This window comes from Streptomyces sp. NPDC058674 (assembly GCF_042716505.1).
In the GTDB taxonomy this organism is placed as follows: domain Bacteria; phylum Actinomycetota; class Actinomycetes; order Streptomycetales; family Streptomycetaceae; genus Streptomyces.
This window is the reverse complement of the sequence record NZ_JBHXSC010000056.1, coordinates 1-22,018: the sequence shown is the minus strand read 5'-3', so window position 1 is coordinate 22,018 and position 22,018 is coordinate 1. Positions and strand designations below refer to the sequence as shown.

The 22,018-nt window shown below is 73.6% G+C and carries 18 protein-coding genes; 6 read left to right on the top strand and 12 right to left on the bottom strand.

Features of this window, described 5'->3' with window-relative positions; translation table 11 throughout:
* The first annotated feature begins 71 nt into the window (after positions 1-71).
* The 5 genes from ACFWU6_RS24990 (at position 72) to ACFWU6_RS24970 (ending at position 4,684) form a co-directional block, all read left to right on the top strand.
* A complete protein-coding gene (locus ACFWU6_RS24990) occupies positions 72-1,514 on the top strand; it encodes an alpha/beta hydrolase family protein (RefSeq protein WP_383983164.1) in 1,443 nt (480 codons plus the stop codon).
* Positions 1,515-1,710: 196 nt separating this feature from the next.
* The gene (locus ACFWU6_RS24985) at positions 1,711-1,947 is read left to right on the top strand and encodes a hypothetical protein (RefSeq protein ID WP_383983140.1); all 237 of its coding nucleotides are present in this window, start codon (positions 1,711-1,713) and stop codon (positions 1,945-1,947) included.
* Entirely contained in the window at positions 1,944-2,690 is a 747-nt protein-coding gene (locus ACFWU6_RS24980) for an RNA polymerase sigma factor (protein ID WP_383983138.1), read from the top strand. Before ACFWU6_RS24985 ends, ACFWU6_RS24980 begins: the two co-directional genes overlap by 4 nt.
* A 5-nt stretch (positions 2,691-2,695) precedes the next feature.
* A complete protein-coding gene (locus ACFWU6_RS24975; RefSeq protein ID WP_383983136.1) occupies positions 2,696-4,129 on the top strand; it encodes a M48 family metalloprotease in 1,434 nt (477 codons plus the stop codon).
* A 237-nt stretch (positions 4,130-4,366) separates the two neighbouring features.
* Positions 4,367-4,684, top strand: coding sequence for a hypothetical protein (locus ACFWU6_RS24970; RefSeq protein WP_383805847.1), 318 nt, complete (start codon positions 4,367-4,369; stop codon positions 4,682-4,684).
* A gap of 146 nt (positions 4,685-4,830) precedes the next feature.
* Here ACFWU6_RS24970 and ACFWU6_RS24965 read toward each other — a convergent pair whose 3' ends face one another.
* The 3 genes from ACFWU6_RS24965 to ACFWU6_RS24955 all read right to left on the bottom strand — a co-directional run bounded on the left by ACFWU6_RS24965 (position 4,831) and on the right by ACFWU6_RS24955 (position 11,252).
* Positions 4,831-6,264 (bottom strand): hypothetical protein, encoded by a 1,434-nt coding sequence (locus ACFWU6_RS24965; protein WP_383983134.1) that lies wholly within the window; start codon positions 6,262-6,264, stop codon positions 4,831-4,833.
* Positions 6,265-6,659: 395 nt separating this feature from the next.
* Complete coding sequence (locus tag ACFWU6_RS24960) at positions 6,660-9,458, bottom strand: S8 family serine peptidase (protein WP_383983133.1); 2,799 nt, start codon at positions 9,456-9,458, stop codon at positions 6,660-6,662.
* A 195-nt stretch (positions 9,459-9,653) separates the two neighbouring features.
* Positions 9,654-11,252 carry a phospholipase A2 gene (locus ACFWU6_RS24955; RefSeq protein WP_383983131.1) on the bottom strand — a complete coding sequence of 533 codons (1,599 nt, stop codon included), beginning with the start codon at positions 11,250-11,252 and terminating at the stop codon, positions 9,654-9,656.
* Between the two features lie 1,003 nt (positions 11,253-12,255).
* Between ACFWU6_RS24955 and ACFWU6_RS24950 the strand changes: the two genes are divergently transcribed.
* Entirely contained in the window at positions 12,256-13,650 is a 1,395-nt protein-coding gene (locus ACFWU6_RS24950; RefSeq protein ID WP_383983129.1) for an erythromycin esterase family protein, read from the top strand.
* A gap of 205 nt (positions 13,651-13,855) precedes the next feature.
* On the opposite strand, the gene ACFWU6_RS24945 is transcribed toward ACFWU6_RS24950, so the two are convergent.
* The 9 genes from ACFWU6_RS24945 to ACFWU6_RS24905 all read right to left on the bottom strand — a co-directional run bounded on the left by ACFWU6_RS24945 (position 13,856) and on the right by ACFWU6_RS24905 (position 21,605).
* Complete coding sequence (locus tag ACFWU6_RS24945; RefSeq protein ID WP_383983127.1) at positions 13,856-14,518, bottom strand: hypothetical protein; 663 nt, start codon at positions 14,516-14,518, stop codon at positions 13,856-13,858.
* A gap of 197 nt (positions 14,519-14,715) precedes the next feature.
* The gene (locus tag ACFWU6_RS24940; RefSeq protein ID WP_383805858.1) at positions 14,716-15,099 is read right to left on the bottom strand and encodes a hypothetical protein; all 384 of its coding nucleotides are present in this window, start codon (positions 15,097-15,099) and stop codon (positions 14,716-14,718) included.
* A 72-nt stretch (positions 15,100-15,171) separates the two neighbouring features.
* A complete protein-coding gene (locus tag ACFWU6_RS24935; protein WP_383805860.1) occupies positions 15,172-16,026 on the bottom strand; it encodes a C40 family peptidase in 855 nt (284 codons plus the stop codon).
* 466 nt (positions 16,027-16,492) lie between these two features.
* Complete coding sequence (locus tag ACFWU6_RS24930) at positions 16,493-17,146, bottom strand: hypothetical protein (protein ID WP_383983126.1); 654 nt, start codon at positions 17,144-17,146, stop codon at positions 16,493-16,495.
* Between the two features lie 133 nt (positions 17,147-17,279).
* The gene (locus tag ACFWU6_RS24925; protein WP_383983124.1) at positions 17,280-18,002 is read right to left on the bottom strand and encodes a VOC family protein; all 723 of its coding nucleotides are present in this window, start codon (positions 18,000-18,002) and stop codon (positions 17,280-17,282) included.
* 208 nt (positions 18,003-18,210) lie between these two features.
* Positions 18,211-19,401: a cytochrome P450 gene (locus ACFWU6_RS24920; protein WP_383805866.1), complete on the bottom strand. Its 1,191-nt coding sequence runs from the start codon at positions 19,399-19,401 to the stop codon at positions 18,211-18,213.
* A 215-nt stretch (positions 19,402-19,616) separates the two neighbouring features.
* Positions 19,617-20,669 (bottom strand): serine hydrolase domain-containing protein, encoded by a 1,053-nt coding sequence (locus ACFWU6_RS24915; protein ID WP_383983122.1) that lies wholly within the window; start codon positions 20,667-20,669, stop codon positions 19,617-19,619.
* Positions 20,670-20,797: 128 nt separating this feature from the next.
* Positions 20,798-21,253 carry an STAS domain-containing protein gene (locus ACFWU6_RS24910; protein WP_383983120.1) on the bottom strand — a complete coding sequence of 152 codons (456 nt, stop codon included), beginning with the start codon at positions 21,251-21,253 and terminating at the stop codon, positions 20,798-20,800.
* A 13-nt stretch (positions 21,254-21,266) separates the two neighbouring features.
* The gene (locus ACFWU6_RS24905; protein ID WP_383805871.1) at positions 21,267-21,605 is read right to left on the bottom strand and encodes a MerR family transcriptional regulator; all 339 of its coding nucleotides are present in this window, start codon (positions 21,603-21,605) and stop codon (positions 21,267-21,269) included.
* Positions 21,606-22,018: the final 413 nt, after the last annotated feature.

The window sequence follows — 22,018 nt, the reverse complement described above, 5'->3', positions numbered from 1 at the left end:
CGGGGATCGATGTGGTTCGCGGGCCCCGCTCCGAGGATGGCCGGGTGACCGAGATCATCGCGGGGCTGTACATGTCCCCCCTGGAGTTCGTTGCCGTGCTGGGCGCCGTCGCGCTGGTGGTGGCGCGCTGGCTTCCCGCCGCTGCTCGCCCGCCCGTCACGATCGCGGCGGGGGCGGCTCTCGCGCTGTCCGCGGCCGTGCTGGGTGGGGTGGGGGTCCGCTGGCAGATGCTGCCGGTGCTGGCAGGCGGCGGCGTCGCGTTGCCGTTCGCCCTCTCCCCCCTGCTGCGGCGCCGGGCCGGCCGGCCGGCGCGGCGGGCCCGATGGTGGCGGGCGTTGCCGGGGTCGGTGGCCTGCGCGGGCCTGATCGCCGCGGGTCCGGTGGCCGCCTGGGGTTTTCCGGTACCCGTGTTCCCCGAGCCGTCGGGCCGTTTCGCGGTCGGCACCCGCGTGGTGCAGTGGACCGACGCGCGCCGCCCCGAGAGCTTCACCGCCGATCCGGACGACCGGCGCACGGTCGTGGTGCAGCTCTGGTATCCCGCGCAGAAGAGCGCCGCAGGCGCGCAGCGGGCCCAGTACCTCGGACGCACGGAGCAGGAGGCGCGGACCGTGTCCGGCGCCCTCGCCCGCGGGGTCGGCTTGCCCGGCTTCCTGGTCGACGGCGTCCCGCGGGCCCGCACCCGTTCGGTCTTCGACGCCCCGGTGGCCGGCGGGGGCGGACGGTTCCCGGTCGTGCTGTTCTCTCCCGGGTCGGGCGGAGTGCGTACCCAGAACACCGCCTGGGCGGAGGAACTGGCCAGCCACGGCTATGTGGTCGCCGCCCTCGACCACCCGTACGACTCCGCCGCCGTCGTCCTCGACGACGGCCGGACGGTGCATGCCGAGACCGCCTCCACCGGAGACCGGGACGAGGACGAGGAGCCGGCGGTCGGCTGGACGGCTGTTCGGGCCGCCGACCTGCGCTTCGTCCTCACCCGGCTGGACGATCTGGACCGAGGCGAGGTGACGGGCCCGTTGACCGGGCGCCTGGACACCGGTCGGGTCGCGGTCACCGGTCATTCCATGGGGGGTGCCGCCGCTCTGCAGGCAGCCCGCCAGGACCACCGGTTCGACGCCGTCATCGATCTGGACGGCTATCCCCACGGCCCCGCCTCCCCCTCCCTGCACCAGCCGACGCTCGCGCTCACCCAGGCCGTCACCCCCGGAACCGACCCGCGCTACCTACCCCGCCTCACCGAGGTCCTCGAACTCAACACTGCGACGAGCTACCGGCTCACTGTCCCCGGCGCCGCACACCTCACCTTCGTCGACGGCCCCCTGTACCTGCCGCCTGTGCCCTCGCTGGTCGGCTCCCTGGGCCGCGCCGAGAGCCCGCGGGTCGTCGCCGCGACCACTCTCGCCTTCCTGGACAGCACCCTGCGGCACAGGCCAGGCGACCTGGCCGGCGTCCTGTCGGCCTACGGCGACCTCGGCGTCTACGGGCGGGCGTGTGCGGGGCGCCCCGGCTGCGGCTGAACCGGCGGCCCGTCCGTGAAGAGCACCGTGTACGACGCGGGGGGCCGGCGAGGACGTGTCCGTACGCCCGTACCCGACCGTCTGAAGGCGATTGCGGCCTACGGGTAAACGCGGCGCCCCGCCACGGGTGTCCAGCGGTGTCGAGTCGGCAGGGCATCTGCCGACGCTACGTGGTCGGCAGGGGATGTGGTCGGGTATGTGGGAACCGGTGGTGATCGCGGTGCTGGCCGCTACGGTCAGGATCGTCCTGCGTGTGGTGGCCTGGCGGCGGGAGGCGGCCCGTGAACGTGAACGGGGCCGGGTGGTGCTCGCCGCGCTGCGCCTGGCGGGTCGCCGTGTCCAGGTGGAGGAGCGCCGCGCGGACGGGGGCGTCCTGATCGTGCGGGGCGATGGCCTGGCCGCGTCGAGCGGCCGGGAAGGGGAGGCACGATGAGCGGCGGGGCGGGCGGTGTCCGGGCCGGTGCGCAGGAGCCCGCAGCGCGCGGTGGCGGCGAGGCGGCGGGGAAGGGGCGCGCCCCCGTCGACTTCGACGCGTTCTTCGCAGCTCATCGTCCGGCGCTGCTGGCCCGGGCGGTGATGCTGTGCGGCAGCCGTCAGGATGCGGAGGACGCCGTCCAGGACGCCTTCCTCGCGGCGCTGGAGAACTGGGACCGGGTCGGCGGCTACGAGCAGCCGAGCGCATGGGTGAGTCTGGTGATGCGCAGGAAACTGTGGCGGGCGCTGCGTCTGCGCATCAGGGCCAAGCGGGCGGCGCTGGAGGTGGCGGTGCCCCGCCAGGCGCTGCCGGAGGAGACGGTGCAGGCCCGGCGGGTGCTGACCGCGATGGCCGCCCTGCCGCCGCGCCAGCGGATGGTGCTGGTCATGTACAGCCTCTACGCCATGACCCACCAGGAGATCGCCGGTGACCTGGGCATCGCGGCGTCCACGGCACGGGGGAACCTCCGCAAGGGGCGCGACAACCTGCGGCGCATGCTCGGCCTGGACCCGGGCACCGATCCCCTGGGCGAGGTGCCGCTGGTGGGCACCGGCGGCCCCGTGCCCGGTGACCGGCTCGCCGCGGCCCTGAGCTCCACCGAGTCCTGGCTCTGCTCGGCCTTCGAGGAGGACGAACGGGCACCGCGGCGGGCGCGGGCAGACCTTGCCGGCCGGCGGCGCCGGGCCGCGAGGCGCACGTGAGGGGGGTGAAGCCGACGGCGACCGCGTCGCGGGCACTGATCGGCTGCGCCATGCTGGCCGGAGTCCACCTGCTCGCCGTCGCCGTCCTGGCCGCCCAACTCCTGCTGGTCGTCGCCGTCCTGACCACGCAGACCTGGCAGCTGGCCGTGTTGGGCTCCCTCACCGTGCTCCCCGTCTCCACCCTTGCCTACGGGCTGCTCACCGGGACGTCCGAAGACGCGGCCGAGGGCCCCAGGATCGTACTGACCCCGCAACAGCAGCCCGAACTGTGGGCTTTGACCCTGGAGCTCGCCGGCGAGCTGGGAACCGCCCCGCCCGCGACGATGCGCCTGTCCGACACCGCCAACGCCTGCGCCGGCGAACGCAGCAGGCTCCTGGGCCTGGTCGGGGGCGCCCGCACCCTGGACCTGGGCCTGCCCCTGCTCCTCGGGGTCACCGGGGACGAGCTGCGCGCCGTCCTGTGCCACGAACTGGGGCACTACGCGGGCCGGCACACCCGGCTGGCCGCCGTCGGCCACCGCGGCAGCGTCGCGCTGGAACGCACGGTCCGTCACCTGGAGCTTCTGGCGGCCGACCAGACCAGCTTCAAACCGCCGGTCCGGCTGCTCCTGGCGCTCACCAAGGCGTACAACGGTGCCTACCTGCGCCGGACTCTGGCCGTACGGCGCAGTCAGGAGCTCGAAGCGGACGCCGCGGCGGCCCGGATCGCCGGGGCACGCGTGGTCGCCCGGGCCTTGCGGACCGTGCACGCCCTGGCACCGCTGTGGGACGAGTTCGCCGGGAACCGGGCCCGGCCGCACGGGCCGGCGCCACCGGCCGGGAAGGGCGCAGGCGGGTCGCTGCCCCGGCTGGTGCTTCCGGCCGGGGTGTTCCGGGACTTCGCGGACCGGCTCGCCGATCCGACGGGCGTGCCCTCGGCCGAGTTCGGGGAGGGCGCGGCACGCACCGTCGTCCCCGGGGACGGGCTCGGCAGTCATCCGCCGCTGGCGGTCCGGTTGGCGGCCCTGTGCCCCGACGGCGACCCGGGCAGCGCCCGCCGAACCACCGTGAGCGCTCCCCCTCCCGCCGCGGGCCTTCTGCGGGAGCTGCCCGAGCTGGCGGAGGCCTTGCAGGATGCCGCGCGCCCTGGCGGTGGGGCGCCCCCCGCACGGGCCGGCGCCACCGTGTCGATGGAACCGCCCCGGCTCACCCAGGCCTTTCTGCGGTTCAAAGTCAGGACCGCGCTGATCGGGATGGTCCTGGTCTTGGCGGGGAGCGTCCTCGTCCACACCGCCCTCTCCCCGCCCCGCCCCGACGCGCCGCCGTCGTCCCCGCCGCCCGGCACGCGCGACGTCCGGCCCGGGGCGTCGCTCCCGCCGCTGACCCTTCCGACGTCCGCCCTCTCGCCCCTGCCGCCGACGGGCCGGCCCAGCACCCTGCCGCTCCTGCCGGTGAGGTAGCCCGGCAGCGGGAACAGGGCACACCGGCGAGGACCGGCGGCAGGGCGGGGCGCAGACCGGGCGCGGCCGGGTGCCCGGCGACGCGGCCGGGCGCACAAATCGGCTATGCGGGTGGTCATGTCCATTGCAGGAACGATCAAGCCCCGAGTGGAGCCCGTCCGCGCCGCCCCCGTGTGGAACGTTGGAGGCACAAGCCCTGCCGGAAACGCCGGCGGGGGCCGAAGAACGGAGCGAGCCATGAGCACTCAACTTCCGCCCGGCGTGGTCCAGATCCTCCCCGAGGGCGCGCCGTGCCCGCCCAAGACCCTGGCTCTGTACCGGGACTACAGCTGCCAGGGCCCGGGGTACGGGATCGGGGCCGGCTACAACGTGGACCTCGGCCGGCTGCCGCTTCCCGGCGGCGGCAGCATGTCCAAGAACGTCTCGTCGTGGGTGAACCTCACGGACAGCGACGCGAAGCTGATCGGCAAGGGTGAGCGCATCCTGAAGGCCGGCGAGAAGCTGGAGGAGCCGGCGGGGTACAACGACACGGTGGAGCGCATCGCCTGGGTGTAGCGGGGCCGGCCGGCCTGGGCGCGGGGCGAGCGTGGAACACGGCGCTCGCCCCGCGCCCGGTGCTGCCGCTCCCCTTCTGCGGGCGCTCGTTCCCTCTCACACGGTCGGTGCGTCGACTTCGCAGGCGACGGCCCGGAAGGCGGCTTCTACCCGGTGCTCGCCGCCCGGGGCGTGGCAGCCCGGTCGGCGCAGCCGGGGGGCAGGTAGGCGTGCAGGGAGCGGAGTCCCGGGAGGGGGCTCAGGCCGTGGGGGCGCCACGTTCGGGCGTAGGCGGGAGGCGGTGCGCCGTCGGACGTCAGCAGGACCACCGGCCGGAGGCAGGCCATCGCCTGGAGTGTGCCGGCGCCGATGCTCCCGTCGTGGCCGCCGACCTGCCGCGAGGAGCAGCCCAGCGCGTAGGCCACGCGGACCGCCTCGTGGCCGCTGACCGTGCAGGGCGGACGGACGCCGTGGCCGTGCAGCTCCTGGGCGGTGCGCGCGTACGCCGTGCGCGTGAGCCGGTAGCGGTCCGCCGCCCGGTCGAGGACCGCGTACTGGACGGCGAGGTGCCCGGCCAGCGCGACGGCGAGGGCGGCCAGGGCAGGCCTGCGCCAGGTCCGGGCGGCGTGCACGAGGGCCTGCGCCGCGGGCAGGGCGAGCAGGGCGTACGCGGGCAGCAGGAACCGGGGCGCCGCGTAGCCGATGAGGAACAGGTACGGCACGGATACGGACGCGGCGGCCGCGGTGGCCAGGACCAGCGGCCGGCGCCGGCCGCGGGCGACGGCGATCCCGGCGGCCACGGCGACCGGCAGCCCGAGCCACCACAGGGCGAGCTCGGGGTGGTTCAACGGCACGTCGCTGCACGGGCGGCACAGCGTGCGGCCGGACAGCGCGCGCAGCTGGGCGCCGAAGGCGAACTGCCCGGCGAATCCGCCCTGGATCTCCCCGGCCCGGTGCAGCCGGGCCGTGAGCCCGCCGTAGCGCAGGTGTGCCTCCACCACCCAGGGCAGTGCGCCCAGCGCGACGCCCCCGGTGAGGGCGACCAGCCGGCCCGGTGCGCGGGAGGCGAGGGCGGCCGCGGCGAGGGGCAGGGCCAGCCAGAGCGCGTCGGAGGGGCGCATGAGCGCCACCACGGCCATGGCGGCGGCGAGGCCCGCGTGCGTGCCGCGCGAGGCGGGCAGCAGGAGGCATGCGACCGCCGCGAGGGCCCCGTAGGCCACCCACAGGTTCGGCATGGCCTGGGAACCGTAGAGCAGGGTGATCCACAGGCTCGCGAACAGCCCGGCCGCCGAGACCACGACCGCGGGCCGCAGGATCGCCAGCCAGAGCCGGAAGGACCCGAAGAGCGCAGCCCCGGAGAGCAGGGCGAACCAGATCCGCAGGGCGGTCGGGTCCTGGCTGAGGGCGGCTGCGGGGGCGGCGAGGAAGGTGATGCCGCGGGCGCGCGGGGCGCTGAAGAAGGCGGCCGGCACGTACGGGCTGACCTGGCTGACGTAGACCGCCTCGTCCCAGCCGATCCCCGACCCGGGGACCACGAGCGCGAACTGCACCGCGGTGAAGAGGCAGGCCACCACGGCGAGGGGGCGGGTTCCGCAAGCCATGCGCCCACGCTGCTGCACGCGCCCCGTCGTCGCGGCGACCGGGGCGGCGACGGGCCGTCGCGTCCTGCGCGTGGAGCAACGGCGTGGTCATCCCGGTCACGGAGTCCGCCGCCCCGCCGGACGCCCGCACCCCGCCCCGCCCCGCCACCCCGCCCCGCCGCGTCGGCGGGTCGGCGGGCCGGCGGCCCGGCGGCCCCCGTCGGCGGGTCCGCTGCGGAGGACTCCGGCGCACCCGCCCCGTCGCATACCCGCAGCGCGCTCGCCGTCTGCGGCGGGCGTCGGGACGCGGACGGGGGCAGCGGCCGTGCGGCTGCTGCCCCCGTGCGGGTCGTGCGTGTGCGCGTCCGTCAGGCGCGGCGCCGGCCGTCGCCGTGGCCGCCCGCCTGCCGGTGGTGTCAGCGGGCGGAGTACCCGAAGGCCACGCCGTTGGCCGGCAGGCCGCCCGAGCCGGGCTTGTAGGTGGTCACGGGAGCGACCTTCCCGCCCTGGGTGACGTTGGACATCGGCAGCGCGTAGAGCGCTCCGGCCGCGTTCGGTCCGAAGGGCATCCCCACGTACAGCTTGGTCGCGGTGAGGTGGATGTTCTTGCCGAGCTGCTGGTTGGCGCCGGGCGTCCCGGGGATCCCGTCGCCGTCGCCCGCCTCGATCCAGCGGTCGTTCGGTCCGGCCGAGCCGGCCATGGAGAACGTGTGGACCGCGCCCGCCCTGGCCGCGGTTCCGAGCGCCTCGCCGGGGGTGCCGACCGCGAGCCGCATGGAGGCCACGGTGCTCACCGCGCCCGGGGCGGTGTTGACGGCGGTGAGCGTCTCGCCCATGCGGTCACCGGTCTCGGAGGTGCCGGAGACTTCGTCCTGCGCGGTGCCCTGCTTCAGCTCGCGCAGGTAGCTCCAGCTTCCGTCGGCCTTGATCCGGACCAGCACCACGCGGCCCGCGTTGAGCCGGTTCTCGGTGCCCACGACCACGCCCTCACCGGGCGAGCCGATCGCGAGGATCGATTCGGTCGGGGCCGGGGAGCCCGTGGGCCTGAACGGTGCGATGGCCACCGCGTAGCCGAACTGGTCGCCCGCCTCGGCGTCGCCGGAGATCGCGGCGCTGTCCTGGTCGAGACCGGCCAGCGGGGCCGGGCGGCCGTCGGCGTCGTACGCGTTGGCGTCGAAGAGGACGACACCGCCCGCCTTCGTCTTGGTGCCGAGCGCCTCGTTGGGGGAGGCGATGGCGATGTAGTTGGCGTCCGCGGTCAGGGCGAGGCCGAAGTTGTCGTCCTTCTCGGGGTCGCCGGGGACGCCGGGCTTCTCCTGGCTGATCGTCAGGCTCGTGTTGCCGTGGATGTAGAAGGCGGTGCCCGCGCCGGTGAGCGTGCCGATGGCCTCGCCGGGCGAGCCGGCCAGCAGGTACGGGCGGCCGGCGTCGTTGACGGCCGCCGCGAGCGAGTGCCCCATCCGGTCGTCGGCCTCGGCTGTGGACGCGGCGATCGCGCCGGTGCCCATGCCCTGCTCGAAGTGCGTGGCCTTGAGGGTGCCCGCGCCCAGGCCGCCCGCGGAGCCGTACAGGATGTCGACCATGCCGGCGTTCGCGGCCGTGCCGATGTCCTCGCCGGGGGTGCCGACGACCAGGTCGGTGAAGCCGTCCTTGTTCCAGTCGACGGTGGTGAGGGTCTCGCCGAAGTAGTCGTCCTTCTCGGAGCCGCCCGGCACCCAGTCCAGGTCCTGGCTGAGCTCCGCGGTGCCCTTTCCGGCGCCGTACACGATTCGGATCAGTCCGGCGTTGGCGTTCGTGCCGACGGTGGCCTGGGTGTCGGAGATCGCGATGTCCTCGGCGCCGTCGCCGTTGAAGTCGCTCATGCCGACCGGCTTGGGGGTGTTGCCGCCGCCGCCGAGCGCCGCGCCGAGGTCGATCCGGGGCGTGGTGGCACCCGTGTAGGTGACGGGCCGGCCGCTGTTCTTCAGCAGGGCCGTGAGGTCCGCGACGCTCTTGGCGGGGTAGGCCTGCTTGAGCACGGCGAAGGCGCCGGCCACGTGCGGGGCCGCCATCGACGTGCCGTTCTTGGAGGCGTAGGTGCCGCCGGGCACCGAGGAGACGATGCTCGTCCCCGGGGCGAAGAGGTCGAGCAGCGGGCCGCGGTTGGTGAAGGTGGACAGCTCGTCGTCGTCGGTGGTGGAGCCGACCGTGACGGCGGAGGAGATGCAGCCGGGGACGCTCACCGCGTCGGCGTAGCCGTTGTTGCCGGCCGCGACCACGGTGGCGACACCGGCCGCGAGCAGGTTGTCGACGGCCGCCTTGCGCGGGTCGGCGTCACAGGCGGCCGTGTAGTGGCCGCCGCCCAGGCTCAGGTTCGCCGCGACGACCGGCGTCCCCGCCTGCTTGATCTTCAGCACCTTTTCCAGGGCTGCCAGTTGGGCGCTGGGGAAGCTGGCGACGCAGGGTGCTTCGCCGGCGCAGGAGTCGGCCGTGTTGAACTGGGAGAAGACCTGGATCGCGATGATGTCGGCGCCGGGGGCGACACCCGTCTTGGGCGCCCCGGTGGCACCGGTGCCCTTGCCCGCGGCGATGCCGGCCACGTGGGTGCCGTGGTCGCAGGCGGTCAGGGTCGCGCACGGTCCGGAGTCGGTGTCGGCGGAGCCGGGGCCCTCCTGCTCGGCGGTGCCGTTGGGGCAGAGGCTGGTGGCGCCCAGATCCGCATCGATGGGCGAGAAGCAGGCCTCGGTCTTGACCCGGCCCTTGAGGAAGGGGTGCTGGGTGGCGACGCCGGTGTCCAGAACGGCGATCGCGGTGCCCGCGCCGGTCTTGCCCGCCTTGGCCGCCGCGTCGCCGCCGATGAGCGGGACGCTCTCGTCCAGGCTCGCCGGCTCCGGCTTGTCCTCGGTGACGGCGACCACGCCCGGCTGGGCGGCGAGCCGGTCCAGGCCCGCCTTGTCCACCTTGAGCGTGACCACCGGCAGCGACTCGAAGTCCTGCTTCGTCTCACCCGCGGCGGCCGCCTCGGGGAGGTCGGTGCGGCTCTTGGTGAGCACGTTGACGCGCAGGGTGCCGGTGTCGGCGGCCCGCGCGTACAGCGGCGGGTCGACGACCCCGCCCGGGACCGCGGCCTTGACGGCGTCGGGGACGCTCGCCGGCGCGGCGGCCCGGGCCGGTATCGCGCCGAGGGTGGTGGTCACCGCGACGGCGACGACCGTGACCCAGATCTTCTTGTTCATGGTGCCTCGGGGAGCAGGGGGCCTGGCGCGGCCCGTGGACGGGCGGGCATGGCCGGACCCGTGGAGAGGGGGGGGAAGAGGTGGGGTGCGGACGGGCCGGGCGGCGCTGCTGCGGCGCCACCCGGCCCGGTCCCCTCCCGAGGGCGTGGACCTCGGGAGGCCGTGCGAGGGGACGTCAGGAGTCCGCGCCCGTCATCAGGTGGCGTTCGCGCCGTTCTTGGCCCGCCCGAAGACCGTCACCGCGCCGAAGTAGGTGTTGGCGAGGGAGCGGCAGGTGCTCTTGAAGTAGTAGGCGGGGCAGGTCTTGCTGTAGAGCGTGCTGTAGAACACGGAGTCCACGGACAGGCCCTTGTTGCGCGACAGGTAGTACCGGTAGCCCTTGTAGGAGTTGCCGATCAGGCCGTAGCCGTAGTCGTGCATGTCGCAGGAGGGGCTGAAGTTGTAGCCGAGCGGCTTGTCGGGCGCGGTGGTGCAGTGGTCGTGGTTGATGCCGCGGACCTTGTAGCCGGTCGGGGTCGTCTTCCACTGGGGCGAACGCCAGCCGTAGTGCGCCACCTTGGAGGTGCAGCCGGTCTTCCAGTAGTACATCCAGTGCCGCGCCCAGCTGCACTTCGCCGGGTACGACGTCGGGTCGGTGATCTCGCCGCCGGGGAAGTCCGAGGCGGGGGGCGCGGTGGTGACGCCGGTGCTGTCGTTCGGGGCGTCGCCCTCGACGGGCAGGCCCGGGGTGGGGACGGCCTCGCCGTCGAGGGTGGCGGTCGGGGCCGCGGAGTTGGCCGCGAAGCTCAGGTCCCAGCTGCCGTTGGTGGGCGAGCTGATGTCGGAGAGGCGCTTGGTCGCGTCGTAGCCGTAGGTGGCCTGCGGCTCGGCTCCCTCGCTCGGGTTGGCCACGGTGCGCAGCAGGCCGGAGGAGTCGTACGCGTACCGGGCGAGGGTCTGCGTGGTGGCGCCCTCGGTGACGGTGATCTGCTTGACGCGGCCCGCGTAGTCACCGAAGGAGGTGCCGGCGGCGGTGGTCGAGGCCGCGTAGGTGACCGAGGTGGAGGTCGCGAGCCGCTCGCCCGCGGCGGGGTTCGAGACCTTGGACACCCGGCCCTGGGCGTCGTACTGCACCGTGGTGGCGTAGACGTTGTTGCCGACGCTGGTGACCCGCCACTTGTCGGTGCCGGTCGCGGTCTGCTGCCACTTGTACGTGGGCTTGAGGTCCGCGGCCGGGATGGGCGTGCCGGCGGCGTCGGTGAACGCGTCGTCGCCGGAGGCGACCGTGGAGAGGTCCACGCCGAGCACCTCGACGATGGACGTCACCAGGGTGCCGGTGGCGTCGTTCCACTTGGAGGTCGCCGTGACCTGGGACCCGTCGGTGGTCGCGTACTTCTTGACGCCGCCCCCGTCCGGGTAGTCGATGCTCGACTTCAGCGCGTACGTGATCTTCTCGTCGACCCCGAGGTCGGTGACGACGATGCTGTCGCCCTTCTGCTCCAGCTTCCGGTTGAGCTGGCCGCCGACGAACTCGGCTTCCCAACTGGGGCCGAACACACCCATCTCGGGACGCGTGGCGGGCGCGGACTCGGGCCTGGCGAGGCCGCCGTCAGGCTGCGCGGCGACGGTGTGGCGGCGGCCTATGAGGCCCGCGTCGACGTCGTTCTCGGCGACCTGGAAGGTCTTGTCCTCGGTCGAGTACTGACCGGGGCCGATCGTGGACAACGCGCCCTGGGCCAGGGGCTGGTCGGGTATCTGGGCCGCCGCGGCCTGCGGCTGTGGGGCGGATTCGACCGCCACGGAGTGCTGCGGCATGAGCAGCGTCAGTGACAGTGCGGCAATGCAAGGAAGCGCGACTTTGCGCACGAGTCCCCCCTCGTGTTCGTTCTTGGCTGGTGATCGCTGCGGACAGTAGACGGCTGTTGATCATCTCCACAAGGCGCGTCGGACGCGGACACGGCCGAGCCGCGCTTGCTCCCGTGAAGCCGCCACCGGCGCCGAATACCCGCACACGACTGAGTACTTGTACTCATGTGGTGCTCAGGCCGCCGCCCCAGACTGTGGGCATGGCGCAGACCCCGGTCCCGACCGGATCACGCGCCCGACCGGCGCCGATGACGGTCACCGCACGGCCTGCGCGGCCGGTGCGCCACGAGGCCGGGACGCCCCGCTCAGCGAAGCCGAAACGACCTTCGTCCGTACACGCACAACCCCCGGAAAGCATTACAAATAGCAAATAAAAAGATCCAAGACTCGGTTCTGAGTGACCCCGGTCCTTTATCCGACACTTACGCCGGAAGGGATCTCATCGACTTTGAACTACCTCAAACAGGACGTACACCACCCGAAGCCCGCTCCTTCCGGAGCCTTCGAGTGGTGCACACCTACCATCCCCCGCCCACCTGAACCGATCACCACATTGGTTGCACTGGCAATCTCGCGGACTACCGTCGGAGCGGGGCCCACTACCGGGGACCGCGTGCGTGAGCGACGCCTGGACCGCGACCGCCTCGACCCGGCGGACCAGAACGTCCGCCTCCCGTGACGCGGGAGGCGGACGCCGCGCTGCCCGCGCTACGAGACGTCGGCGCGGACAGCCTTCCCGAGCAGGCCATCGGTGTAGGCGACGGTCTTCGGGGTGAACGTGCAGGCGACGGCCGGGGCTGCGCCCGGTACGTGCCGGGGGACGTCGGGCTGATCGGGGGGGGGACCCGGTGGCCGCCTGGACATTCACCGGACGGCAGAGGGGGACAACCCCCGGGTCGGCCGGGGTATGTGCCGCATGGTGGCCCGGATGCGGTGCGGACAGCCTGGGGGCATGAACATTCACAAGTCGGCCCTGGTCGCCCTGCTCCTGTCGGTCGGTGTGACGGCCGCCGCCGTACCGGCCGGCGCGGCGGCGCTCGCGCCCGCCGGCGCCACTGCCTCCGTCTCTGTTTCCGCCTCCGCCGCCGAATCCCCGGTCACGGCCCTGGGCCGGGTCGCGGCCCCGCTGCGCTCCACCGACCCGCGGGGGCGCCTCGGTGATCTGCGGGCGCTCGGCCGGATGGTGGGCGACGCCGAGGTCGTGGGTCTGGGCGAGGCCACCCACAGCTCGCACGAGTTCTTCACGCTCAAGCACCGGGTGTTCCGCTACCTCGTGGAGGAGAAGGGCTTTCGCACCTTCGCCCTCGAAGGCAGCTGGAGCGCCGGGCTGCGGCTGAACGGCTACGTCCTGCACGGCAGGGGCGATCTGCGGCAGATCATGGACGAGGAGTTCCAGAACGTCTACGCCAGTTGGAACAACGCCGAGTACCGCGACCTGGTGCAGTGGATGCGCGACTACAACCTCCGGCACCCGAAGGACCCGGTGCAGTTCATGGGCAACGACAGCGCGTACGCCGGCCCGGAGCTGTACGACCGGGTGGACGCCTACGCGGCCGGGGCGCTCCCCCACCTGGCACCGCGCCTCGCCGAGCTCTACCGGGGCCTGCGCCCGACCACCGGCGCGGACGGCTACGTCGATGCGTACCTGGCCAAGCCGCTCGCCGAGCGGAGGGCCCTCGCCGAGCGGACGGCGCTCGCGGTGACGCTGCTCGAGCAGCAGCGGCCGGGCCCGGATGCCAGCGGCGAGGCGTACGCGTGGGCCGTGCAGCACGCCACCGCGATCGACCAGATGGCCAGGCTCTTCGCCTACGACCACAACGACTCGCAGCAGGTGGCGGAGAGCATGCGCTACCGCGACTCGGTCATGGCCGCGAACGTGGTCTGGTGGCAGCAGCGCACCGGGAGCAGGATACTGCTGGCCGCCCACAATGCCCATGTCGCCGTGGAGACCTATACGCCGGCCTCCTACCCCACGGTGCAGGGCACCTTCCTGCGCGAGGCGTTGGGCGGACGCTACGTGAGCGTTGCCGCCACCTTCGGGCGGGGCTCGTTCAACGCCACCGGGCAGGACGGCGTCATGCGGGAGGCCACCGTGGGCGCCCCGCGGCCCGGCAGCGCCGAGTACACGCTGGACCGGGTCCGCGCGGGCGACTTCGTCGTCGATCTGCGGAACGCACCGGGTGGGGCGCGCGCCTGGCTGGCCGCGCCGCACCCCGTCAAGCGCATCGGGACGGCCTATCCCGCGCCCGACACGGATCCGCGGATCGCGCTCGCGCGGTCGCACGACATCCTCATCCACCTGCACCGGGTCACCGCGGCCCGGCTGCTGAGCGCGCCGGCCGGCTAGTGCTGTGACCGGAAAGGTTTGCCGGGGCGCGGTGTCCGGTGCGGTGGATCGCAAGGCGGAGGGCCGCGGCTCGTACTGGACGTACTCGCGGGGTCCGACAACGCGGCGAGGTGCCGTGCCGGGCGCCGCGACCCGGTGAATCTTTCCGGTCACAGCACTAGCCGGCCCGGGGTCCGGCGCGGGCCCGCGGCTGCGCCGGGGCGTTTCAGGGGGTGAAGACCTGGTGCAGGGTGTCGATCGCGGGCCCTTCGCCGGAGCTCACGTCGGCTCCCAGGTGGTAGCGGAAGACCAGGCCCTGGTCGGGGTGGGCGACGAGCCAGTCGATGAGCTGCTGGAGGGTGATCTTCTGGTTCTCGGTGCTCGCGACGACGGGCGTGACGGCGGTGATCTCGGCGTCGGCGGCGATCGGGATGAAGGTCTCCTTGCCGACGGTCTCGAAGGGCGCGCCGTCGGTGCCGGGGGCGCCGCAGCCCCAGTTGCCGTGTCTGACGATCAGGCTGTGGAAGCCGCCCTCGGGGGTGTACCGGTTGACGGCCACCTCGTCGGGGGAGATCGGCATCGTGTGGTCACAGGTGGCCCCGGGGGCCGGGGGCTTGGGTTTGGGTTGGGGTTTCCCGGCGGGCGTCGCCGTCGCCGTCGCGCCGACGGCGGACGCGGCCGGGGGCACGGCCGGGGTCGGGGCCGCGGTCCGGGTCGGTGTCGGCGCGGCCGTCTGGTTCCCGGCGGGCCGGGAGCCGGGGGCGGAGGGGGGCGTGGCGGGCGGCGCGCCGTCATCGGCGTCGTCGCCCTGACAGCCCGTGAGCACCAGCACCCCGCTCAGGGCCAGGGCGCCGAGCAGCGCCCTCTGCCGGACTCGGCCTGCTCGCATGGTCGTCTCCCTCTGCCGCGCTGAAGCGTCGCGTCAACGTAGCGCGGGGAACCGGCCAGGGCGATGGCCTGATCGCGTTTGTCACCGGCCCGGGATGGTGCCGTTGCCCGGCCCGGACCTTTGCGGGGCCGCCCGCTTTCGGGCGGGGTGCGCGAAGGCCGCCGCCTCCCGGCGGCGAGGCGGCGGCCTTCACGGCGTCAGCACTGGCGCAGGCCCGGCGCGGGGTCGACCGACGTGTGGACGTCCACGGCCGGGACGTTGCCCCACTGGCCGTTGTCCAGCTGGGTCCAGTACCAGACGTTGTTGCCGCCGGCGTGCTGGTCACCGCGGCCCCAGCACTGGAACCAGCTCGGGCTCGTGTTCAGCGGTCCGCGGACCGCGGAGTTGTAGCGGCGGTGCTCGTAGCCCCTGGCGCCGACCCGGTTGCCGCACCACAGCTTTCCGTCGGCGCGGACGCCGCACTCGGCGGCCGCGCTCTTCCCGGTGGCGGGCGTCGCCGCGGCGGGTCCGGCCACGGTGGCCGTGCCGGCCGCCAGTGCGGTGGCGGCGAGGCCCAGGGCGATCTTCTTGCGTGCGGACATGCTTCCTCCTCGATGGGGCTCCCTCGGGAGCCGGGTGATGGGTGTGCGCGGTGCGGGTGGTGTGAGTGGTGTTCAGGGGCAGGTGCGTACGCCGTCCAGCCAGGCGGCGCCCTTGATGTAGATGTTGGTGATCCACGCCCCGTACTCGGGCAGGTAGGACCAGGCGTCGTTGGTGTAGCCCTCCGCGGTCACCGGTTCGGCGTGCTTCTGGCACTCGACGCGCACCGTGGTCGGACCGGGGAACCGGTGCACCCGCGGGCTCGTGGTGGAGGGCTCCTCGTGGGTCCACACATCGGTGCCCCAGGTGCTGAACGTGCCGGGGGCCGCCGCCGCGGCGATGCGGACCGCTCCCGCGTAGTCCCCGCCCAGCCGTACGTCGCTGACGGCGATCCGGGTGCCGGACTCCCGGGCTTCGACCATCTTCCCCGCGCCCAGGTAGATCGCGATGTGGTGGACGGAGCCCCCCGACCCCCAGGCCAGCAGGTCCCCCGGCAGCAGTGCCGCGGTCCCCTGGGCGGCCGTGAACCGCTGTTTCACCTGCGGCGAGTGGAACTGGTGGTAGGCGTTGCCGGGCAGCGGGTCGCCGCCCGCCGCGCGGGCGTAGGCGTACCGGACCAGTCCCGAGCAGTCGAAGCCGTGCCGCTCCGGGTCGTGTGCGCTGTCCGGGTCGCTCGGGTCGACCTGGCCGTAGGTCGGCCCCGGCTGCGGTCCGTGGCCGCCGCCCCAGGTGTACCAGACGCCGATCTGTTCGCACGCGGCCCGTACGGCTTCCTGCGCCACCGCGGAGGCCCCGGGGGCGAGCACGCCGCACGACACCGCCGGCGTGGGTGCCGGTGCCGCGGCCGCCGGGGTGCCGCGCGCACCTCCCCACGCGGCCAGGAGGGTCGCCGCCGCCACCGCCGCCACCGCCGCTCTGTGCATCGCCATGTCCGTTCCCCCGTCCCCGTCGCGGTGTCCCGCGGGTCGTCGCCCTCGGCGTGGTGGGCCCTGTCGTGCCCGTCGTACGGAGCACGGGCCGGCCGTCCGCCGGGCACTTCGAGAGTGTGCCCCGCCACCCCTGCGTGTCGAGGAGGTGCGGGTCGCCCACCGCGACGGGAAACGGGAAACTTCCGGGAAACCCCCTCCCACCAGGCTCTTTGAGCGGCCGTCAGCGGCCGGTGGCCGCGCCCGTGCGCAGACGGCGGGGCTCGTCCGCTTCAGGACGCCCGGATCACCCGGATCGCCCGGGTCGCCCGGATCGCCCGGTCGGCCGCCGGCCCGGCCGGGGTCGATGCGGGGTGAAGGACGGGAACGGCCCGGCGGCGGGCGTGCCCCGGGCGCGGTGGCCGGCCGGCTCGACCGGCCCGGCCGGCGACCGGCCTGCCGGGAGCGGACCGGACGTCACCGGACGGGCTCAGGGCCTGGCGTACCAGCCCTTCTCGCCGCCGCCTTCCGACGGGTCGTAGGACTGGTGCAGTGCGAGCAGCGCGGCCACCAGCCGGGGGTCCCAGCTCGCGTCGAGGACCCGGTACTCGTCCGCGACGCCCCGAAAGACGAGGTGCGCCCGGCGTGCGGAGTCGCGCCAGATGACCCTGCGGGGCTTGCCGAAGGCGTCGTCGCCCTCGCCGAGCAGGGACATGAGCAGCCACAGCAGGCTCACGGGCAGGCCGACGGGCCACCACAGCGCCCACCACACCAGGCGCCCGCGGAAGCCGCGCACGCGGTGCCCGGTCGCCGACTCGACGGTCCAGCGCGCGCGGGCGCCGCGCAGGGCGCGTCCGTGCCGGTAGGTGATCCGGCCCAGCGGGGCGCCGTACGGGTCGTCGACGCGGTACACGGCGGGGCGTCCGCTCACGCGCGAGCCCGTCTCCTGCGTCGACACCCGGGCGATCGCGGTGTTGCCCTCACCGACGATGTCGAAGGTCCGGGCGGAGGGGTGCGCGGCGCCCGGGTGGCCGTCGGGCACGCGGCAGAGCGTTCCGAGGACGCTGTGCCCTTCGCGTCCCGCGCCGTCGCCGTGGCGGACGACGACCGGCAAGGGCGTCCCGTACCGCACGTTGTACGTCATCCGCCCCTGGGCCACGCTCTTTGTCCTCTCCCCCGCGTCGCCGCCCGGCGGCGCTTTCGGCCCTCATGATCTCATCGGGCGTCGAGAAGACATCCGGTGGGGCGAGGCCCGGGCTTGCGGAGGGGCCCGGCTGCTACCGGGGGCTTCTCACGGAGAACTCGTTGCCGTCGGGGTCGAGCATCAGCACCCGGTCGCCGTCGCCCCCGCCGCTGTCGGCGCGGGCCGCGCCGAGGGAGATCAGGCGGTCGAGCTCCGCCTCGCGGTCGGCGTCGGCGGGGAGGGCCAGCTCGAAGTACAGCCTGTTCCTGCCCGTCTTCGGCGCGACCGGAGGACCGCCCCACGTGATCTTCGTACCGCCGTGTGGCGATTGGATCGCGGTCTCCTGGTCCTGGTCCCAGACCAGTGGCCACCGCAGCGCCCTGCTCCAGAAGTAGCCGACTTCCTGTGTGCCGTCGCAGGCCAGCGCGCCGATGCGGCCGGTGTCGGCGAGGAACGCGTTGCCCGCCTCGATCACGCAGAACTCGTTGCCGTCGGGATCGGCGAGCACCACGTGTCCCTCTTCGGGGAGTTGGCCCACGTCGATGTGCTTCCCGCCGGCTTCCAGCGCCCTGGCCACCGTCTTGCGCTGGTCCTGCGGGGAGGTGCTCGTCAGGTCGAAGTGCGCCCGGTTCCGGCCGGCCTTCGGCTCCCGGCCCGGCAGGAAGCGCAGGCGGAACCCGGTGGCGTCGGGGGGCAGGATCGCGATGTCGTCGTCCGGGCCGTCGGCCGGCTCCCAGCCCAGGACCTCGGACCAGAACCGCGCGAGGTGCGACGGCCGGGTCGCGTCGATGCAGATCGCGAACAGTTGGCTGGTCATACCCCGTGCATCTCCGATCCGCTGACGGCGGCGGGGCGCCTGGGCCTCCCCCGCGAGCGCAGCCTAGGGGCGGGCGGGCGGTACCCGCATCCGGCTTTCCGTCGCGGGAGGTCCCGGTCCGCAGCGGGGGTCCCGGCCGCGGCGTCGCCGGTCGGGACGGCCTGCCGGCCGCGGGCCGGCAGAAGTGCCCGGCGCCGGCGTACCGCGCTCACGCGTCCCAGGTGACCGGGAGGCTCTTCACCCCGTAGATGTCGGCGGTCTCCGGGCGCAGGGCCACCTCTTCGGCCGGTACGGCCAGGCGCAGTGCGGGGAAGCGGTCGATCAGTGCGGACAGCGCGATCCGCATCTCGACGCGGGCCAGTTGGTGGCCCAGGCACAGGTGGATGCCGTGGCCGAAGGCCAGGTGTCCGCCGTCCTCGCGCCGGAGGTCGAGGAGGTGGGGTGCGGTGAAGCGCTCGGGGTCGTGGTTGGCGGTGTGGTACGACAGGACGACGGTCGTGCCGGCCTTGATGGTCTGGCCGCCGACTTCGACGTCGACCAGTGCGGTCCGCATGAACGACTTGGCGACGCTCAGGTACCGCAGCAGTTCCTCCACGGCCCCGTCGATCAGTGTGGGATCGGCGCGCAGGGCGTCCAGTTGGGCCGGGTTCTGCAGCAGGGCGAAGGTGCCCAGGGAGAGCATGTTGGCGGTGGTGTCGAAGCCGGCGGCGAGGAGGATGAGGCTGATCCCCTTCAGCTCCTCGTCGTTCAGGTCGCTGTCGGTGAGTTCGCTCAGGACGTCGTCGGTGGGGTTCGCGCGCTTGGCCGCCACCAGTCGGGCGAGGTAGTCCTGGGTCGCGGTGTAGGCGGCGATCAGGTCCTCGTCGCTCGTCTCCCCGTTCATGAAGGTGTCGATCTGTTCCTGGAAGGAGTCCCGGTCCTGGTACGGGACGCCCAGCAGCTCGCAGATGACGATGGTGGGGATGGGCTTGGCGAATGCGGCCACCAGGTCCGCCGAGGGGCCGGCCTGCTCCATGGCGTCCAGGCACTCGGTGGTGATCTGCTCGATGCGTTCGGCGAGCAGGCGCATGCGCCGGGCGGTGAACTTCCCCACCAGGGGCTTGCGGTAGCGCGAGTGCTCGGGCTCGTCCATGAGGAGGAACTCGCCGGGGGGCGCCGCGGGGAGCTCGAAGTCGACCACGTTGAGGAGGTCTTTGCGCGAGCTGAACCGGGAGTCGGCCAGGATGGACCTGACCAGGTCGTATCCGGTGATCAGCCAGCCGTCCACGCCGCCGGGGTGGACGTAGCGGCTGATGGGGCCGTGGCGGCGGGCTTCGGTGAATTCGGCCGGCGGGTCGAAGGGACAGCCGGGACGCCGCGCGGCGGGCGGTGTCGTGACGGTGTGCAGGGTTTCACTCATGGGCCGTCCTCGTCGCACGGTGTGACGCGTTTACGATTCGTCGAAAGCTACGTTGCTGTTGACGGAGCGTCAATCCAGTTGGCGACGTTCGGGCTGGTCAGAGACCATAAATTGATGCAATGAGATGAGCCCGAACGCAACGCCGCGTTGCAACGGCTGTCGGGTGAAGGCAACAGTCGCCCCGCGTGTGCACGGGGGCGTGCGGGCTGCCCTGGTCAGTTCGGCGCGGACGCGTGCTGTGCCTGCAGGGTGCGCAGGAGGTCGAAGGCGGGCCGGTCGACCGGGTGCGGGGTGTTGGCGAGGGCGATGACCCCCAGGCGCTTCTCCGGGTCGAAACCCACGAAGGAGGAGAATCCGCCGGTGCCGCCGTTGTGCCAGATCTGGAGGTGGGCGCCCTGCCGGGGGTGGAGGCGGTGGGCCATCCAGCCCAGGTGCACCCATGCGAAGGCGCTTGTGCGGTACTCGACCTGCCGGCTCAGGCGGATCGCGTCCGCGAGGGGCTCGGGGCCGCCGTCCAGTTGGGCCCGGACGAAGGCCGCCAGGTCGGTCGCGGTCGACCGCAGGCCGCCGGCTCCGCTCAGGCCGGCGAGGTGCCAGGGCGGGGTGGGCCGTCGGCGGCGGTCGTGGCCCCGGGCGGAGCGTTGCGCCCGTGCGGCGTCCACGTCCACCACGGTGTCCCCCATGCCCAGGGGGGTGCAGATCGTGCGGGTCACGAGGGTTTCGTAGTCGGTGCCGGCACGGCGGGCCAGGGCCAGTCCCAGCAGTCCGCTTCCGAGGTTGGAGTAGCGGAACCGCGCGCCGGGTGCGGCGCCCAGGCGGGTCCGGGCCAGCCCCGACAGGAGCCAGTCGGTGCTGCAGTGGGCGTACGGGTCCGGCTTGGTGGGGCGCAGCAGGGCCGGGAGCAGCATGCCCTTGGGCAGCCGGGGCAGGCCGGAGGTGTGGGTGGCGAGGTGGCGCAGGGTGATCCGCTCGCCGCCGCGTGAGGGTACGGCCGTCCCTTCCGGCAGCAGGTCGCCCAGTGGTTCGTCCAGGCCTGCTTCGCCGGTCGCGGTCAGCCGCGCCAGGGCCAGGGCGGTGAACGCCTTGGTCACCGACCCGATCTCGAAGAGGGTGTCGGGCCCCGGTGCACGGGCGTGGTCTCCGCCGGTGCTGCCCGCGCCCGCGATCTCCACGTGGTCGCCCGCGAGGGCGGCCACCACCGCCCCGACGCGGCGGTCGGCCAGCTGGTCGGCGGTCTGCTGGGCGAGGGTGCCGAGTTCTTGGTCCATGGCGGAAATCATCGCGGCGTCCGGCCGTCGGGCCGTGGGTCCTGATGATGAATTCCGGTCCGCGCCCCTGCGACTTGAGCAGGAGGGCGATGCGCTGCCTCCTGCGCCGGGAGGAGGACGCGGGGGCGTCAACGCGGTGCGGGGCTGACGGGCGGTGTCGCCGTTCGCGGCGCGCCGGCGTCCTTCCCGCTGCCGGCCGCTGCGCTCCGCCGGATTGCGGCGGCCAGACCGAGGTGGGCGGCTGTGCGGGTGGCGTCCAGGACACGGGCTACGGGGGGTTGGAGCGGGCCGCTGAGGTGGAAGCCGGTTCCGGCGCGGGCCGCTTCGGCCTTGGCCCACAGCAGGGCGCCCAGCCCGGAGCAGTCGCAGAAGGACACCCCGCTGATGTCGATGCGCAGGACGGCGGGGCAGCCGTCCAGGCATCCGCGGACCGCGTCGCGGACGGCCGGGGCGGTCTCCATGTCGAGTTCACCGGTGAGGTGGATGAGACCGTAGCGGTCCGCGAGGACCACCGTGCGGGTGGCCCGCAGCGGGGGCGGGATCACGCCCCGCTGTCGCGGGCCCGCTGTTTCGAGGTGGTGCATCGACTCCCGCGCCTCAGGCTGCGGCCGACGGGTTCGCCGATCCGGAGACGCGGCGGTACTCGGCGTTGATCCGCTGCGCTTCCTCCAGCTGGTCTTCGAGGATCACGATCCGGCAGGCGGCCTCCACGGGGGTCCCGCGGTCAACGAGCTCGCGGGCGCGGGCGGCGAGGCGCAGCTGGTAGCGGGAGTAGCGGCGGTGTCCGCCGGCGGAGCGGAGGGGGGTGATGAGTCGGGCGTCTCCGATGGCGCGGAGGAAGCTCTGGGTGGTCCCGAGCATGTCGGCGGCGCGGCCCATCGTGTAGGCGGGGTAGTCGTCGTCGTCGAGACGGCCGTAGGAGTCGTCTGCGGTCATTGCACCTCTTCTGGAACGTGGAGGGGCCCTGGTGCCTGTGGCACCAGGGCCCCGAAGGAACTGCTACACCATCTGCCGGCCCTGGTACTGCGCCGGCCTTCTGTTTCCGCATGCCCGTCTGGAAGGAGACGTGTGATGCGGGGATCGCGAATGCGTGACCGGAGACCACCTCACTATCGATGTCCTGCGGTACCCGGACTCGCGTGGCGTCCGGGCGATCCTGATGGCGCCCAATCCCTCCGTTCATCCCTCAGGCGATCAACTGCTTACCCACTGGGAACTGCTGGTACTGCTGTACTGCGAACTGCTGGTACTGCTCGCGGCCTGACCCAGCGCCACGCTTCGACAGCCAGCCCCGTCGCCCATCCTGCATCTGCTCTGGCTTGGAACCCCACTGCCGAACCTCCCGGTGC